At 57.2% G+C, this 14,727-nt stretch carries 11 protein-coding genes; 5 read left to right on the top strand and 6 right to left on the bottom strand.

Annotation, left to right across the window (positions count from 1 at the left end):
* Positions 1–94 precede the first annotated feature (94 nt).
* The 3 genes from AC6I8F_RS06780 to apbE all read right to left on the bottom strand — a co-directional run bounded on the left by AC6I8F_RS06780 (position 95) and on the right by apbE (position 3,524).
* Positions 95–1,747 (bottom strand): multidrug ABC transporter permease/ATP-binding protein, encoded by a 1,653-nt coding sequence (locus AC6I8F_RS06780; RefSeq protein ID WP_498028656.1) that lies wholly within the window; start codon positions 1,745–1,747, stop codon positions 95–97.
* 86 nt (positions 1,748–1,833) lie between these two features.
* On the bottom strand, positions 1,834–2,475 hold the full coding sequence (alkB, locus tag AC6I8F_RS06775; protein WP_059009149.1) for a DNA oxidative demethylase AlkB: 642 nt from the start codon (positions 2,473–2,475) through the stop codon (positions 1,834–1,836).
* Positions 2,476–2,492: 17 nt separating this feature from the next.
* The gene (gene apbE / locus AC6I8F_RS06770; protein WP_498028655.1) at positions 2,493–3,524 is read right to left on the bottom strand and encodes an FAD:protein FMN transferase ApbE; all 1,032 of its coding nucleotides are present in this window, start codon (positions 3,522–3,524) and stop codon (positions 2,493–2,495) included.
* Between the two features lie 401 nt (positions 3,525–3,925).
* Between apbE and AC6I8F_RS06765 the strand changes: the two genes are divergently transcribed.
* Complete coding sequence (locus tag AC6I8F_RS06765) at positions 3,926–4,081, top strand: hypothetical protein (protein ID WP_325969186.1); 156 nt, start codon at positions 3,926–3,928, stop codon at positions 4,079–4,081.
* Position 4,082: 1 nt separating this feature from the next.
* Here the strand turns inward: AC6I8F_RS06765 and AC6I8F_RS06760 are convergent, their stop codons facing one another.
* Positions 4,083–4,538 (bottom strand): nuclear transport factor 2 family protein, encoded by a 456-nt coding sequence (locus tag AC6I8F_RS06760; protein WP_498028654.1) that lies wholly within the window; start codon positions 4,536–4,538, stop codon positions 4,083–4,085.
* Between the two features lie 97 nt (positions 4,539–4,635).
* On the opposite strand from AC6I8F_RS06760, the gene AC6I8F_RS06755 reads away from it, so the two are divergent.
* Entirely contained in the window at positions 4,636–5,199 is a 564-nt protein-coding gene (locus AC6I8F_RS06755) for a TetR/AcrR family transcriptional regulator (RefSeq protein ID WP_058769916.1), read from the top strand.
* A 22-nt stretch (positions 5,200–5,221) separates the two neighbouring features.
* On the opposite strand, the gene ompC is transcribed toward AC6I8F_RS06755, so the two are convergent.
* Positions 5,222–6,331: a porin OmpC gene (ompC, locus tag AC6I8F_RS06750; RefSeq protein WP_031280043.1), complete on the bottom strand. Its 1,110-nt coding sequence runs from the start codon at positions 6,329–6,331 to the stop codon at positions 5,222–5,224.
* Positions 6,332–7,224: 893 nt separating this feature from the next.
* On the opposite strand from ompC, the gene AC6I8F_RS06745 reads away from it, so the two are divergent.
* The 3 genes from AC6I8F_RS06745 to rcsB are packed head-to-tail and all read left to right on the top strand — an operon-like array spanning position 7,225 to position 11,713.
* Positions 7,225–8,379, top strand: coding sequence for an MFS transporter (locus AC6I8F_RS06745; RefSeq protein ID WP_498028653.1), 1,155 nt, complete (start codon positions 7,225–7,227; stop codon positions 8,377–8,379).
* A 24-nt stretch (positions 8,380–8,403) separates the two neighbouring features.
* A complete protein-coding gene (gene rcsD, locus AC6I8F_RS06740; RefSeq protein WP_498028788.1) occupies positions 8,404–11,061 on the top strand; it encodes a phosphotransferase RcsD in 2,658 nt (885 codons plus the stop codon).
* A gap of 1 nt (position 11,062) precedes the next feature.
* Positions 11,063–11,713 (top strand): response regulator transcription factor RcsB, encoded by a 651-nt coding sequence (rcsB, locus tag AC6I8F_RS06735; protein WP_013509853.1) that lies wholly within the window; start codon positions 11,063–11,065, stop codon positions 11,711–11,713.
* 42 nt (positions 11,714–11,755) lie between these two features.
* Here rcsB and rcsC read toward each other — a convergent pair whose 3' ends face one another.
* Positions 11,756–14,608, bottom strand: a complete 2,853-nt coding sequence (rcsC, locus tag AC6I8F_RS06730) for a two-component system sensor histidine kinase RcsC (RefSeq protein ID WP_498028652.1) — start codon at positions 14,606–14,608, stop codon at positions 11,756–11,758.
* Positions 14,609–14,727 lie beyond the last annotated feature (119 nt).

The following is a 14,727-nucleotide window of genomic DNA, read 5'->3' as shown; positions in this document are numbered from 1 at the left end:
GGAGGCAGAGACGAGGATCTCTGCTGCCATTCACTGTATCCCGCTGACAACGTCTTGCCCAATAAGGGTTTTTGCTAAGCTTTGCCGCCAGCCGTCAATGGCCGGTATCGGTGCGTTTGACGGCATCCAGCGTGGCCATTTCGCGCTCGCGGCCGGTCAGCTCGCTTAACTGCCCATCGCGCATTTCCAGCAGCCGGTCGGCATGAATAAAGTAGTGATCGTCATGGCTGATGGCGAACACGGTTTTGCCGGATGCCTGGAGCCACGGCAGCAGCTCGCGGTAGAAGATACGGCGGAAGTGCGGGTCCTGATCGGCCGCCCACTCATCGAGCAGCAGGATATCGCGCTCCTCTGCCGCCGCCAGCAGCAGAGCAAGCCGCTTGCTCTGCCCTTTCGACAGCTGCAGGTTGAGTACCCGGTTGCCTTCCAGCTTCAGCTTGTCCTGCATTTTCAGCCGCTCCAGCCACTGCTGCACCAGCGCCGGATTAGCCGGCTCACCACCACGACGAATCAGGCGGTCAAACAGGTGCACGTCAGTGAACACCGCCGAGAAGTGCTGGCGATAGGCATCAAGGTTATGCCAGTCCACCTCTTTACCGTCCAGCAGCAGGCGGCCTGAGTGCGGCTGATACAGGCCGGTCAGCAGCATCGCCAGCGTGGATTTACCGCTGCCGTTACCGCCAATCAGAAACACCAGTTCACCGCGGCGCAGCGTCAGGTTGATCGGCCCGACGGCAAAACCGTGCTCGCCATAATGGAAACAGACGTCGCGCAGCTCCAGCGTCTGCCAGTCGCTCACCGTCGGCAGCGCTTTGAAACCGGCGCTATAGGGGGCCAGATCGAAGGTATTAATTTTCCGCAATGCCACCTGTGCGCTGAGCAGCGTCGGCAGCGCGCCAACTGCCGCCAGCAGCGGCGTGCGCAGGAACAGCAGCGTCAGCGAATAGGTCGCGGCGACAGCGGTATTGGCCCAGCCCAGACCGTTGGCCATGAAGAACACAATACCAATCGCGCCGAGCATCATAATGTTCGACCAGTTCACCGCGCTGAGATGGAAGGTATCGGCGCGCACAATGTGACGACGATAGTCCGTGGCATTTTCCTGATACACGGTGTCGTAAATCAGTTGGGCGCGCTCGCGGTTAAGCTGCAGCTCTTTGCGCCCTTCAATGATGGTCTGAAAATCGCGGTACAGCTCGTCCTCGATGTCGCGCAGCTTCGCCATGTGCTGATAGACGCGCGACACCAGCAGCCAGCCGCCGATCAGCGTCACCACCAGCCATAGCGTGGTGATCAACAGCATTTGCGGTGACAGCCACGCCAGATAGATCGCAGAACCCAGCGTAATAATGATGCCCTGAATCAGCTCCGGCAGGCGCACAAACGCGATAGTGATGGCACGCACGTCGCTGGTCAGGCCGGCCAGCAGCTGAGCGTTACCAATCTGCTCAATGCGTTCAACCCGGGTATCCAGAATACGTTTGATAAACTCACCGCGCAGCCGCCAGACAAAATGGTGGCCGAGCTGAGTCAGCGCCAGCTGCGACGCCAGCGTCACCGCCATCAGCAGAAACAGCTGGGCGAGAAAGCCCGGCAGCACGGTGAGCGATGTATTGACTGCTACGATCAGTTCATTATTGATGTAGGCGATTAGCCCGATACCCAGCGCGGCGCTGAGCAGCGTCAGCACAATCACGCCGATAAACGGCCAGCGGTACTGGCGAAAAACAACCTGAAGCAATGCCATTAAAAATTATCCAGAGGTCAACCAGGCAGCCTGCAGTTTAATGGCGCTTCGGGTGAAGGCAAGAATAATTCTCATCCGTTTTACGGTTACTGGGCGCGGCGGAAGGTCAGGTTGTAACGGAACGCGCCAGCCTGCGGATGGATGCCCGCTTTTAGCGGCAAAATGCCGTGATAGCGCAGGCGCGACGGACCGCCCCACACCACGATATCGCCGTGCTCCAGCAGCACGCGCTGCGTTGCATCGCCGCGCTCGAAACCGCCAAACTGAAAAACGGCCGGCAGGCCAAGCGACACCGAGACAATCGGCTGGCGTAAGTCTTTCTCATCCTTATCCTGATGCAGCGTCAGTTTGGCGCCGGGCTCATAGCGGTTAATCAGGCAGGCGTCCGGATTGAAACCGGCAAAGCCGGCCTCCTGCGCGGTCTGCTGCGCCAGCGTGCGGAACAGCGCGGGCATCGGCGGCCATTTACGGCCGCTGCTGACATCCTGTTCGGTGTACTGGTAACCGCGTGAATCGGTCGACCAGCCGAAATCGCCGCAGTTGGTCATGGCGACTGACATGCGATGTCCACCCGGCGTGATGCGATGGGCAAACGGGTTAAGGGCCGCGACGTCATGAATCGCCGCCAGCAGCGCATCGGCCTGCTCGCGCGCCCGGCGACGCAGAATCACCGCGCCCTCGGCAAGCGGTTCCTGCCATGGCGCGTCTTCACTAAATAGATCCAGCACAGTTACCTCCTGTCAGGTCAGGGCTGATCGATAAGAAACGATTTGAACTGTGGCGACATCCAGTGACTGAAGCCGTCGCCCTGCTTCGTAATCAGATACACCGCCAGATGCTGTTTCAGCGCCAGCGCTTTGGCACGCTCGGTGCCGAGCACCATCAGCCCGGTGTCCCAGCCGTCGGCTTCCAGCGCAGTGGTGGCAATCACCGTGGCTGAGACCAGCCGGTGATCGATGGGCCGGCCGCTGGCCGGGTCGATCACGTGCGAGATGCGTTTGCCATCCAGTTCATAATAGTTGCGATAGCTGCCGGAGGTGCTGATTCCGTGCCCCTGCAGATCGACGCGTGCCTCCACCGCGTTCTCGCGATCGGTCGGTTTCTGGATGGCGACCCGCCACGGCTGCTGGCTGGCATTCAGGCCGCGACTCAGCACCGCCCCGCCCACCGACACCAGATAATTAGTGATGCCCTGCTGCTCCATCAGCCGCGCCAGGTGATCGGTGGCGTAGCCTTCGCCCATGGTGGAGAGATCAACATACAGGCCAGGCAGATCTTTCTGCAGCCACTGGCCGTTCACCGTTTCAATCACGCGCAGGTGCTGCAGGCCGGTCTGCGCTTTGGCGGCGGCGATGGCGGCATCCGATGGCGTATGCGCCGGCTGCTGCGCCGGGCCAAAGCCCCACAGATTCACCAGCGGTCCGACGGTAATGTCCATCGCGCCGCCGGTCAGCTGGCCGATGCGCAGCGCGCGGGTGACGATATCGGCCATATCGGCACTGACCGGGTGGGGATCCTGTCCCTGATACTGGTTGAAGCGCGACAGCACTGAGTCCTTTTTCCAGGTGGAGAGTTCGCCATCGTCGCGATCGAGCTGCTGCTGAATCGCCTGCTGCAGCGCGGCCTTACGCTGAGTATCTACGCCCGCCAGACTCACGCGCCACACCGTTCCCATGGTTTTGCCTTCCAGCACCAGCGCCTGCTGCGCCGTTTTTTGCTCGCACCCGCCGAGCAGCAGTGCTACCATGCCGGTCAGCAGAATGTTCTGAAAATTCATCAAATCCTCGTCTGTAACTCATTACTACAGCCTATTACAAAGCATAACTCGCTTGTAAAACCGTCTAAAGCTGCTTGAAGTTAAACACAGGCTGGCACAGCATACTGCGTTCCTGCACGAGAATCCTTACAGGAGCGACAGATGATTTATATGATTCTTGCCATCACCGCCGGTTTGTTTTTTTACGGTAGCTTTCGTTGCTGGCAGCACTACCGCCATCGCCTGATTCAGCACTATCCGTCGCGCCGGCGTTAAGCTAGTGCACCAGCGTCGCGCAGTCTGCACCGCTTCAGCGCTGGCGCAGTGTAACAAAGCGGCTAACAGGCGCGTGGCGCTGAGAGCGGTGGCATGGCATGAATTGTGCAGCGTTGATGTCAGGTTGAACATCAGCGAGGTGCACTATGAGCAAGGCAACAGGACAAAATGACAAATGGCAGCGCTGGCTAAGCTTTTCCGCCTTCACGCTGGCGGGCGTGGCGCTGGAGGGCAGCCTGCCGCCTGCGACAACACCTCCGCAGCAGGCGGCTAAGGCCAGACGCTGGCGTAACGCGCAGTAAATTACAGACCCAGCTCGCTCAGGCCCGGATGATCGTCCGGGCGTCTGCCGGCGGGCCAGTGAAACAGCCGCGCTTCAGCGCTAATCGGCAAATCGTTGATGCAGGCGAAGCGCTGAATCATCAGGCCATCGGCACCAAAGTGCCAGTTTTCATTGCCGTAGCTGCGGAACCAATTGCCGCTGTCATCATGCCATTCATAGGCAAAACGCACCGCCAGCTTATCCTGGTGCCACGCCCACAACTCTTTGATCAAACGATAATCCAGCTCGCGAACCCATTTGCGCTGCAGAAAGGTCACGACCTCCGCACGGCCATTGACGAATTCGCTGCGATTGCGCCAGCGGGTATCTTCACTGTAAACCTGCGACACGCGCTGCGGATCGCAGCTGTTCCAGGCATCTTCCGCCATACGCACTTTTTCTAAGGCACTTTGATGATCGAACGGGGGGATGAGCATTTTTTATCTCCTGATGATGTAGACAGGTCTGTCTACTTGATTCATCCTGCCGTATGTAGACAATTCTGTCTACCCCCGAAAACAGGAATTTTTTCTTATGCTCGCACCCCTGCTGTTTGATGCCAGCGCCAGCGCGCGTGACCGCATCCTGCTCAGCGCGCAACAGCTGTTTTATGCGCAAGGCATCCGTGCTACCGGCATCGATAAAGTGATTGCCGCGGCTGGCGTGACCAAAGTGACCTTCTACCGCCACTTTCCGGCCAAAAATGACTTAATTCTGGCGTTTCTGCAGCAGCGCCATCAGCGCTGGATGAGCGGCTTTCGCAGCGCGCTGGCGCAGCAGCCTGCCATCAACGTGGCGCTGCCGGCTGCGTTACTGAGCTGGTTTCAGGAGGAGGATTTCCGCGGCTGTGCGTTTATTAATAGCGCGGCAGAACTGGCTGATACCCTGCCGGAAGCGAGCGCCCTGATTCGCCAGCACAAGCGGGAGATGGCGGCCGCCATTGCCGAAAGACTCAGCACAGCGCAGCAGGATAAAACCGGGCAGATCGTGTTGCTGGTGGATGGCGCAATCGTGCAGGTTCAGATGGGGGAAGCGGCGCAGCAGGTGACGGCAACGCTGCAGGCGGCGCTGAACGCGCTGCTGGAGAGCAGAGCGTGACCCGCAGGCCACGCTCTCCGGCTTAGAACTGGTAAACCAGGCCCAGCGCAACGATGTCGTCGGTGTTGATACCGGCCGCATCGGTGAAGTTGTTGTCGTCCAGCAGGTTGATCTGGTAATCAACATAGGTCGACATGTTTTTGTTGAAGTAATAGGTCGCACCCACGTCGACATATTTTTTCAGGTTCTGGCTGCCGTAACCTTCGATATCGCTGCCGCGTGAGGAAACGAAGGCCAGAGACGGACGCAGACCGAAGTCAAACTGATACTGTGCCACCAGTTCCCAGTTGTCCGCTTTGTTGGCGTAGCCGTACGCAGCGGAATCCACCGCGCCGAAGCGGGTTGCGTTGTAAGAACGGGTGTACATCGCCGCCAGATACACGTTGTTAGCGTCATATTTCAGACCGCCGGTGTAGGCTTCGGCTTTATCACCGCGACCGAGAATGCCTGGCGCGTTGCCGTTCTGATTGTTGGTACGGTCAGACTGGAACATCGCCGCACCCAGACCGAAGCCGGAGCCCAGATCGTAGGTGGTGCTCAGGCCCCAGCCATCGCCATTCTCACCCAGGACATCACGACCGGAAGAGGATTCGGTTGGGTTGTCGTTTTTGCCCTGATACTGCACGGCAAAGTTCCAGCCATCCACCAGGCCGAAGAAGTTGCTGTTGCGGTAAGTCGCCAGGCCGTTGCTGCGCTGGAACATGAAGTTGTCCGCGCCGTAGGTGTCACCACCAAACTCCGGCAGCACGTCAGTCCAGGCGCCGATGTCATACAGTACGCCGTAGTTACGGCCGTAGTCGAACGATCCCGCATCACCGAATTTCAGACCGGCGAAGCCGACACGGGTGTAGCTGTTGGCGGTGCCCTGCGATTCTGCGGTGTTCAGCGCAGCCTGGTACTCCCACTGACCGTAGCCGGTCAGCTGGTCGGTCACCTGAGTTTCACCTTTAAAACCAAAACGCAGGTAAGACTGGTCACCGTCCTGGCCATCGTTGTCCGAGAAATAGTGCAGGCCGTCTACTTTGCCGTAGAGGTCTAATTTGTTGCCATCTTTGTTATAAATTTCAGCTGCGCTTGCTGAGCCTGCCACCAGCAATGCAGGAATCATCAGGGAGAGAACGCGACGTTTCATTTTATTACCCTCTGTAATGTGCCTTTTATATGTGCCACTGCTAACTGAATGCTTAAAAATTCAGCCGGCAAGCCATTGTTATTTTATGGAGAGCAATAATCTATCACGAAAATGATACTAAATTTCCGAAAGTGTTTCATTGTATTAAATAGTTATTTCTAAATGTAAATTTCGCGGAACTAATAATCAGCACGCATCGGCAAAAAATATCGCACTAATTGATAAACCGAATTTTATTCATTTAAATACATAGAGATAAGATGAGATAAGCTGCCGCACTGAATGATAAAACTTAACGCCACTCAGCGCATACAATTACTCCCGCTATCATCATTTATTTCATTATTACCTTCATTCACCCCGAATGAGAGATTTACCCTAATTCCCGCCGGACATGATTGTCCGGCATTTTTTTTGCCCGCTATTTCTCACCGCGCTTGTCAATTTATGTAAACCTGCTTAGCTGGGTTAAATTAAGCACGCTTCACCCCGCCATTATTTGCCGCTTTTCGCACCTTTTGTTTATCTCTTAGCCGTTACTGAGCAATGTTAATTTCCGGCCGTAATAAAGTTGGACAGGAATATAGCCGATGCGCTTGCCGCACCGCTGGAAAAATATTCTTTACCACTATTCAGTCAGTTAGCGCTGCCGCAGCAATCGATTTTCACCCCAACTTAAGCCAAATTTTCACAGAATCTGTCGGTTTACTAAGAGCCAGAGAGCTTATGAAGTCCAGGAAATGTCTGGAAAAGCGCAGCGCCTGGTAAAAGATCGGTAATATGCTGTTTTCTGGCGACCATTTTTGCCCCGCTCTTCACCTTCATTGAGCGGTGCCGCGCCAGCTTTAATGCTAAACTTCGTCGCTCGAACGACTTATGACAACGACACCTTTATGACAGCACTGGACGCCGCACAGCCCAACAAATTGCATCAGCGTGTCAATCTGGGAACACGCCTCGTTTTTCTCATCGCCGGTTTAAGCATGTCTGCCTGGGCGCCGCTGGTGCCGTTTGCCAGCCAGCGTCTCCAGCTGACGGGCGCGTCGCTGGGCGGCCTGCTGCTGTGTCTCGGCATTGGTTCACTGGCGGCAATGCCGGTGACCGGTGCGCTGGTGGCACGCTTTGGCTGCCGCCGCGTTATGCTGTGCTCCACGCTGGTGGTGCTGACAGTACTGCCGCTGCTGGCGACGCTGGATGTGATGTGGCTGATGGCCGCCACGCTGATGGTGTTCGGTGCCGGGCTCGGCATGCTGGATGTGGCCATGAATGTGCAGGCGGTTGAGGTTGAGAAAGCGGCGGCGAAGCCGATGATGTCCGGTTTCCACGGTTTCTTCAGCCTTGGCGGTATTCTCGGCGCCGGCGCGGTCAGCCTGTTACTTGGTGCGGGTCTGACACCGCTGCAGGCAGTCGGCGTTATCATGCTGCTGATGGTGCTGCTGTTGCTGTGCAGCCTGCCGACGCTGATGACAGAGCGCCTGCATCAGCCCGATCAACCCTGGCTGGTGATCCCGCGCGGCTGGGTCGCCTTCCTCGGTTGCCTGTGCTTTATTCTGTTCCTTGCGGAAGGCGCGGTACTCGACTGGAGCGCCCTGCTGCTGCTGCAAAGCCCGGGCATGAGCGTGGCGCACGCCGGTCTGGGGTACGCCATCTTCTCCATCGCCATGACCATAGGTCGTCTGACGGGCGATAAAGTGATTCAGCGCTTTGGCCGCTATCCGGTGATGCTGACTGGTGCGCTGGCGGCGGCAGCCGGCATGACGCTGGCGGTGCTGCTGCCATGGCCGCAGGCGGCGCTGCTGGCCTTTTTGCTGGTGGGCTTTGGCCTGGCCAATACCGTGCCGATGCTGTTTAATGCCGCCGGTAATCAACAGGATATGCCGGCCAATCTGGCGATTTCCGCCATGACAACGCTCGGCTATGCGGGTATTCTTTCAGGCCCGGCTTTAATCGGCTTTATTTCCCAGTGGCTCAGCCTGAGCGGCGCGTTTTTACTTATCGCCCTGCTGCTGCTGGCGGTTGCCGCCAGCGCCCGGCTGGTCGCGCGTTAATTGCAGGATCCTGAGACACCTATGCTGCCTTATAAATTTCCGCTGACCTCCGGCAACGTAACGCGCTTTTTCGTGGTGTTTAACCTGGTGCTGTTTCTCGCGCTCGGTGCCATGGTGCATAACAGTGTGAATGCGTGGATCATGGAAAAGCGCTACGCCATGACCGACCTGGCGCGCGCGATGCAAAAACGCATTGATGCTTACCGCTTTGCCACCTGGCAAATCTATGAAAATCTCGCCACCAGCGCCGCGGGCTCGACGCCGAGCAGTAGCCTGCAGGAGACGCGCCTGCGCCCGGATGTTTACTATCTGGAGAAAACCCGCCGCAAGACCGAAGCGCTGATTTTTGGCTCGCACGACAGCAGCACGCTGGATATGACGCTGCGCATGTCCAATTATCTCGATACGCTGTGGGGCGCTGAAAATCCGGCGTGGTCGATGTACTTCCTCAATGGTCAGGACAACAGCCTGATCATGATCTCGACCCTGCCGCTCAAGGATATGGCGACGCGCTATAAAGAGAGCGCGATCAATACGCTGGTGGACAGCCGCCGCGCCGAAATGCTGCAACAGGCCAATGCGCTGGACGAACGCGAAAGCTTCTCGCCACTGCGCCACTTTGCCTGGCAGAACGATCACTACTTCACGCTGCGCACCACGTTTAACCAGCCAGGTCATTTAGCCACGGTGGTGGCGTTCGATCTGCCGGTTAACGATTTGATTCCACGCAGTATGCCGCTGGAGAATTTCCAGCTGCGCCAGGATGCCAGCCAGCCCGGCAGCGCCACCAGCGATGACGCCAGCAGCGAAAGCACCGCAGTGACGCTGGTTAACCCGAACCTGGAGATTGCCGCCACGCTGCCCAGCACCTCGCTCCAGCTGGTGTACCAGGTGCCATTCGCCAGCCTGGCGATGGATACCCTGCACAACCTGATGTGGCCGCTGCTGATCAACCTGTTGCTGTTCCTGCTGTCTATTGCCGGCATTACGCTGCTGCGCCAGCAGTCACTGCGACCGAATGAGAACCAGAGCGCTGAGCTTGATTCGCTGCGTATGCTGAATGAGGAGATCGTCGCCAGCCTGCCGGTCGGGCTGCTGGTGTATGACTTTGGTACCAATCGCACCCTGCTGAGCAACAAAATCGCTGAGCATCTGCTGCCGCATCTCAATCTGCAGAAGATCATCAATATGTCCGATCAGCATCAGGGCGTGCTGCAGGCTACCATCAATAACGAAGTGTATGAGATTCGCCACGCGCGCAGCATGCTGTCGCCGCACACCCAGCTGTTTATGATGCGCGATCAGGATCGCGAGCTGCTGGTGAATAAGAAGCTGCAAAAAGCGCAGCAGGTGCTGGATCGCAATCACCAGATGCGTCAGCAGCTGATGCAGAATCTTGGCCATGCGCTTAATCGTCCGCTGCAGAGCATGGTGACGCAGCTGGTGCAGCTCAGCCAGCGCGATGACGACGAGGGCGTGCTGGATCTACTGGATGAGAGCCAGGGTCTGGCACGGCTGGTGGATGATATCGTCCTGCTCAACCGGCTGGAAGCCCACGACTGGTCGCCGGATGCGGGCGTGTTTAACCTGCAGGATCTGCTCGATGAGATTGCGCTGGAGAGCCTGCCGCTACTGCGCCGCAAAGGACTAACGCTGGTGGTCAACAATCAGCTGGCCAACGACGAGATGCGCTTTGGTGATCGCCGCGCGCTACGTAAAGTCCTGACCACGCTGATGCACTACGCGCTCACCACCACGCAGTGGGGCAAGATTTCCCTTGATATCAAAGCCAGCGACAGCAAAGCCAACAGCGTACTGTTCCAGCTGGTGGATACCGGCTCAGGCCTGACCGGCGACGAGCTGGCCAACGTCGATTTCCCTTACCTCGGCGAAACCACGCAGGACCGTTACGGTCAGGCGTCTGGCATGGCATTTTTCCTGTGTAAGCAGCTGTGCAAACAGATGGGCGGCCAGCTGGAGATTATCGCCAAACCGGATATCGGCACGCGCTATAACATTCAGCTGCCGCTGGCGCTGGAGCAGCAGAGCGAGCAGGAAGAGAAACTGCTGGAAGGCGTGACGGCGCTGGTGGATATCGCGGTCGAAGACGTACACAAAATTGTCTGCCGCCACCTCGAGAACTGGGGGGCAAATTGCCTGACCTCGGACGAACGCTTGTCCGGGCAGGAGCATGATGTGCTGGTGACGGACGATCCGGCGCGCCTGCAGGGCTGGGCGCTGTTACTGGCGGGCGACGAAATGGGGCATCACGCCCTCAACGACCAGCAATTCCGGGTCAATTTCAATCTCAGCAATGCGCTGCTTGATGCGCTGCTGGACCTGATTGAGAAGCAACTGGCTCACGATTCGATAGAGGAGAGCGACGACGATGAGGCTGCCACGCCGCTGCTGAGCGGCGGCTATTTCCAGCTGTTTACGGAGACAGTACCGCCAGATGTGAAGAGACTGTATACTGAGTCGGCGGAGAAGGACTATCCCTCGCTTGCTCAGACAGCGCATCGCCTGAAAGGCGTGTTTGCCATGCTCAATTTACTGCCGGGTAAACAGCTTTGTGAAGAGTTAGAACAGCACATTAAACTGTGCGACGATTTAACCATTAAAAATACCACCAGTGAAATTGACGCGTACGTCAACCAACTGCTGCAGCAAGGTAACCAATAAGATGAATAACCTGAATGTAATTATTGCCGATGACCATCCAATCGTTCTGTTCGGTATCCGTAAATCTCTGGAACAGATCGAATGGGTGAATGTGGTAGGTGAGTTTGAAGACTCAACAGCACTGATCAATAGCTTGTCCAAACTGGATGCCAACGTCCTGATTACCGATCTGTCGATGCCGGGCGAAAAATACGGCGACGGCATCACGCTGATCAAGTACATCAAGCGTCACTATCCGGATCTCTCCATTATTGTTCTGACCATGAACAATAACCCGGCGATCCTGAGCGCGGTACTGGATCTGGATATCGAAGGCATCGTGCTGAAGCAGGGTGCACCAACTGACCTGCCAAAAGCGCTGGCAGCCCTGCAGAAAGGCAAAAAGTACACGCCGGAAAGCGTGGCCAAACTGCTGGAGAAAATCAGCGCCGGCGGCTACGGCGACAAACGTCTGTCACCGAAAGAGAGCGAAGTGCTGCGTCTGTTCGCCGAAGGTTTCCTCGTTACCGAGATCGCCAAGAAGCTGAACCGCAGTATCAAAACCATCAGTAGCCAGAAGAAATCAGCAATGATGAAGCTGGGCGTGGATAATGATATCGCGCTGCTGAACTACCTCTCTTCCGTCAGCGCCACTCAGGTCGACAAAGAGTAATCCCTGCGGCGGTGCTTCGGCACCGCCTCTCCTCTGCCCTGCTTATCCTTCCCGGCTTTTGCGAACACGTTCTGCATACAGCGCCAGCGTGGTTTTCAGCACATCCAGCGTCACCGGTTTTGACAGGCAGTTATCCATGCCGGCATCCATACAGCGCTGTTTCTCTTCCGCCAGTGCGTTAGCGGTCACTCCAATCACCGGGAAAGCATGCCCCAACTGTCGCAGACGCTGCGTCAGCCGGTAGCCGTCCATGTTTGGCATGTTGACATCGCTCAGTACGATATCGATATGGTTACGGCTGAGCACGTTGAGCGCATCCACGCCGTCCTGCGCCGTTTTGGTCTGATAGCCCAGCGTGCCGAGCTGTTCAGACAGCAGCATGCGGTTAATCGGATGGTCATCAACGATCAGCACCATGATGTCTTCATAGCTGGAGGCCTGCTGCGGCACCGGCAGTTCCAGCGTAGTCGCCGTTTCACTGTCGATGGCAATGCGATAAATCCGGCCCAGCAGCAGCGGCAGATCGTGCAGCGTCGCGCTGCTGTGCACCCACTGTCCCGGCGTCGTTTCCTGCGGCATATCAATGTGTTCACCGCAGATACGGATGCGCGCGCGTACCGTCTGCGCTGGCGCGTCGTGGTGATCGCAGATCATCACATCGTCCGCCCCAGCCCGCCCCTGATAGTGCGCGACCTGGATGCCCTGCTGCTGAAGCAGACGCAGCAGGAAGGCCGCCAGATAGTCGTTGCGCAGGTCAAGCCAGATGGCTTTTTCCTGCAGACCATCCAGCAGCGGCGGCGCGGGTTGCTGTCCGGCGTAGATCGGGATACGCACCACGAACTGGCTGCCCATGCCCGGTTCAGAGTCGACTTCGATGTCGCCATCCATCATGTTGATGAGCTTTTCACAGATCGCCAGTCCCAGCCCGGTGCCCTGGAAATTACGCTGCACGCCGGAGCCGACCTGGAAGAACGGGTCGAACAGGCGCGTGATCTCTTTTGCCGGGATTCCCACGCCGGTGTCGCGCACGCGAAACGCCAGATATCCCTCTTTCACATAGGCGTGCAGGATAATGCAGCCGGTGTGGGTGAACTTGATGGCGTTGTTCAGCAGGTTGGAGATCACCTGCTGCAGGCGCAGCGGATCGCCATCCAGTGCCAGCGGCACATCGTTCTCGATGAACACATACAGCGTCAGGCGCTTGCGCACCACCAGCGGCAGATAGTTGCTGGCAATATGGTTGACCACCTCACGCGGCGAGAAGGGACGCGGCTCAATCTTCAGCTGCTCGGACTCGATCTTCGAGAAGTCGAGAATATCGCTGATGATTTTCAGCAACAGGCTGGATGAGTTGTTCATCGCCGTGACCAGCGAATCCACGCCCTTCGGCAGCGATTTGGTCTGCAGCAGATCGAGGTTACCGATAATGCCGTACAGCGGCGTCCGCAGTTCGTGACTGACGGTAGCAAGGAACATCGACTTGGACTGGCTAGCCTGCTCGGCGGCGTGCGCCATCTCCTGCAGCGACTGCTCCATGCGCACGCGCGCCGAGACGTCGACCAGCACGCAAATCGCTACGTTCTCGTTGCGGTAGCGCGAATGCACAAAGCTGATTTGCAGGTTAGTGTTACTGCCGGTCAGCATATCGACAAAATTAACCTGCTGGCCGCCGATGATTTCGTTCAGCCGCAGGCGATCTTCCTGCGTCAGCAGCGTCAGATAGTTATGCGCCAGTTCATTACTGAGGATGTTGGTGCCATCGCTGGTACGCAAAATACAGATGCCGACCGGCGCTGACGCGACAATCTTGCGGTTGAACTGCTCGTGCTCCTCCAGCCGGTGAGCGTTGTCTTCCGCCGGCAGGAACATGCGGCGTTCGAACACCCACGCCAGGGTAAACAGAATCAGCGCGCTGAGGATATTGAGCAGCAGCGCGTTAATCAGCATCAGCTTGAGCTGATCCATCAGCACATCGGTCGACAGCGACCACACCACATTGAGGCTGGACGGCGGCAGCGGCTTTTTCAGCACCAGCTGACGATAGCCGTCAAGATAACCAAACCAGGTGCTGTTATCCGGCAGATCGTCCAGCGAATAACCGGGTCCGCCGCGTCGTGAGCTGATCAGCGGGCGATAGTTTTCGTCGGTGATGGTGGCCACCAGCGGCAGCCCGCCGGGCTGAATAAATTCATCCAGGCGAATGTTCTGCTCCACGCCGAGCAGCGCCTGCAGTTTGTTGGCGACATAGACCGGCACCACCATGTAGAAGTTGCCGATGCCTGGCTGGCTGCTGTTGGTAATCCAGTACATTGGATTACGCCGCTCTTCCTCGTTGCCGCTGCGGTAGTGCAGCACGTTTTCGCGCAGCGCCTTCAGGCTGCGTTCGCGATCGACCGGATTATTGTTACCGATGGTGAAGTCTGCCAGGCACTGATTTTCGCCGCCGATAAAGAACACTCGATTGAGTTCATAAGCTGTGGCAAAATTGCTTTTCCAGTAGTTAATGAAATAGCTCAGGGAATCGAGCGAGTTACGCCAGGTGTTGCTCATTGACGTGCAGTCACCGTCGGTAAACAGCGGCGTAAACTGCGGCAACGTGCTTTTGCCGCCCGGCATGCCGTTGAGCATATCCAGCCCGTTGACGCTGCTGCTCAGGCGATTCTCAGTGATGTATTTCAGCTCGCGCATCACATCCGCGGAGTGGCGCACATACCATTCGGCCTGACCATAATTAGTGGCAAACTCCTGGCGCACCGCGTTCTCTTTCTCGTGCAGCACATTGATGATGTAGAAAGTGGTCAACAGCGCACCCAGCGACCAGAGCAGCAGTGCCAGCGCACGAAACAGGTAGCGCGAGATGCGAAGCGTGGTGCGAAAGGAGACGAGATATTTCAAAAGAGACTCACTGGCGGCAAGGGTTATCGGGACGTTGAAAAGTTCTCATACACTAGCTTTATCAGGGCGAAAAAGCCAGTTGGCACGCGACTTTGGGAGTGAAAGTCAGACAAAAAAAA

The organism is gamma proteobacterium symbiont of Axiagastus rosmarus (genome assembly GCF_059730925.1).
This window is presented reverse-complemented; position numbering and strand designations above follow the sequence as displayed.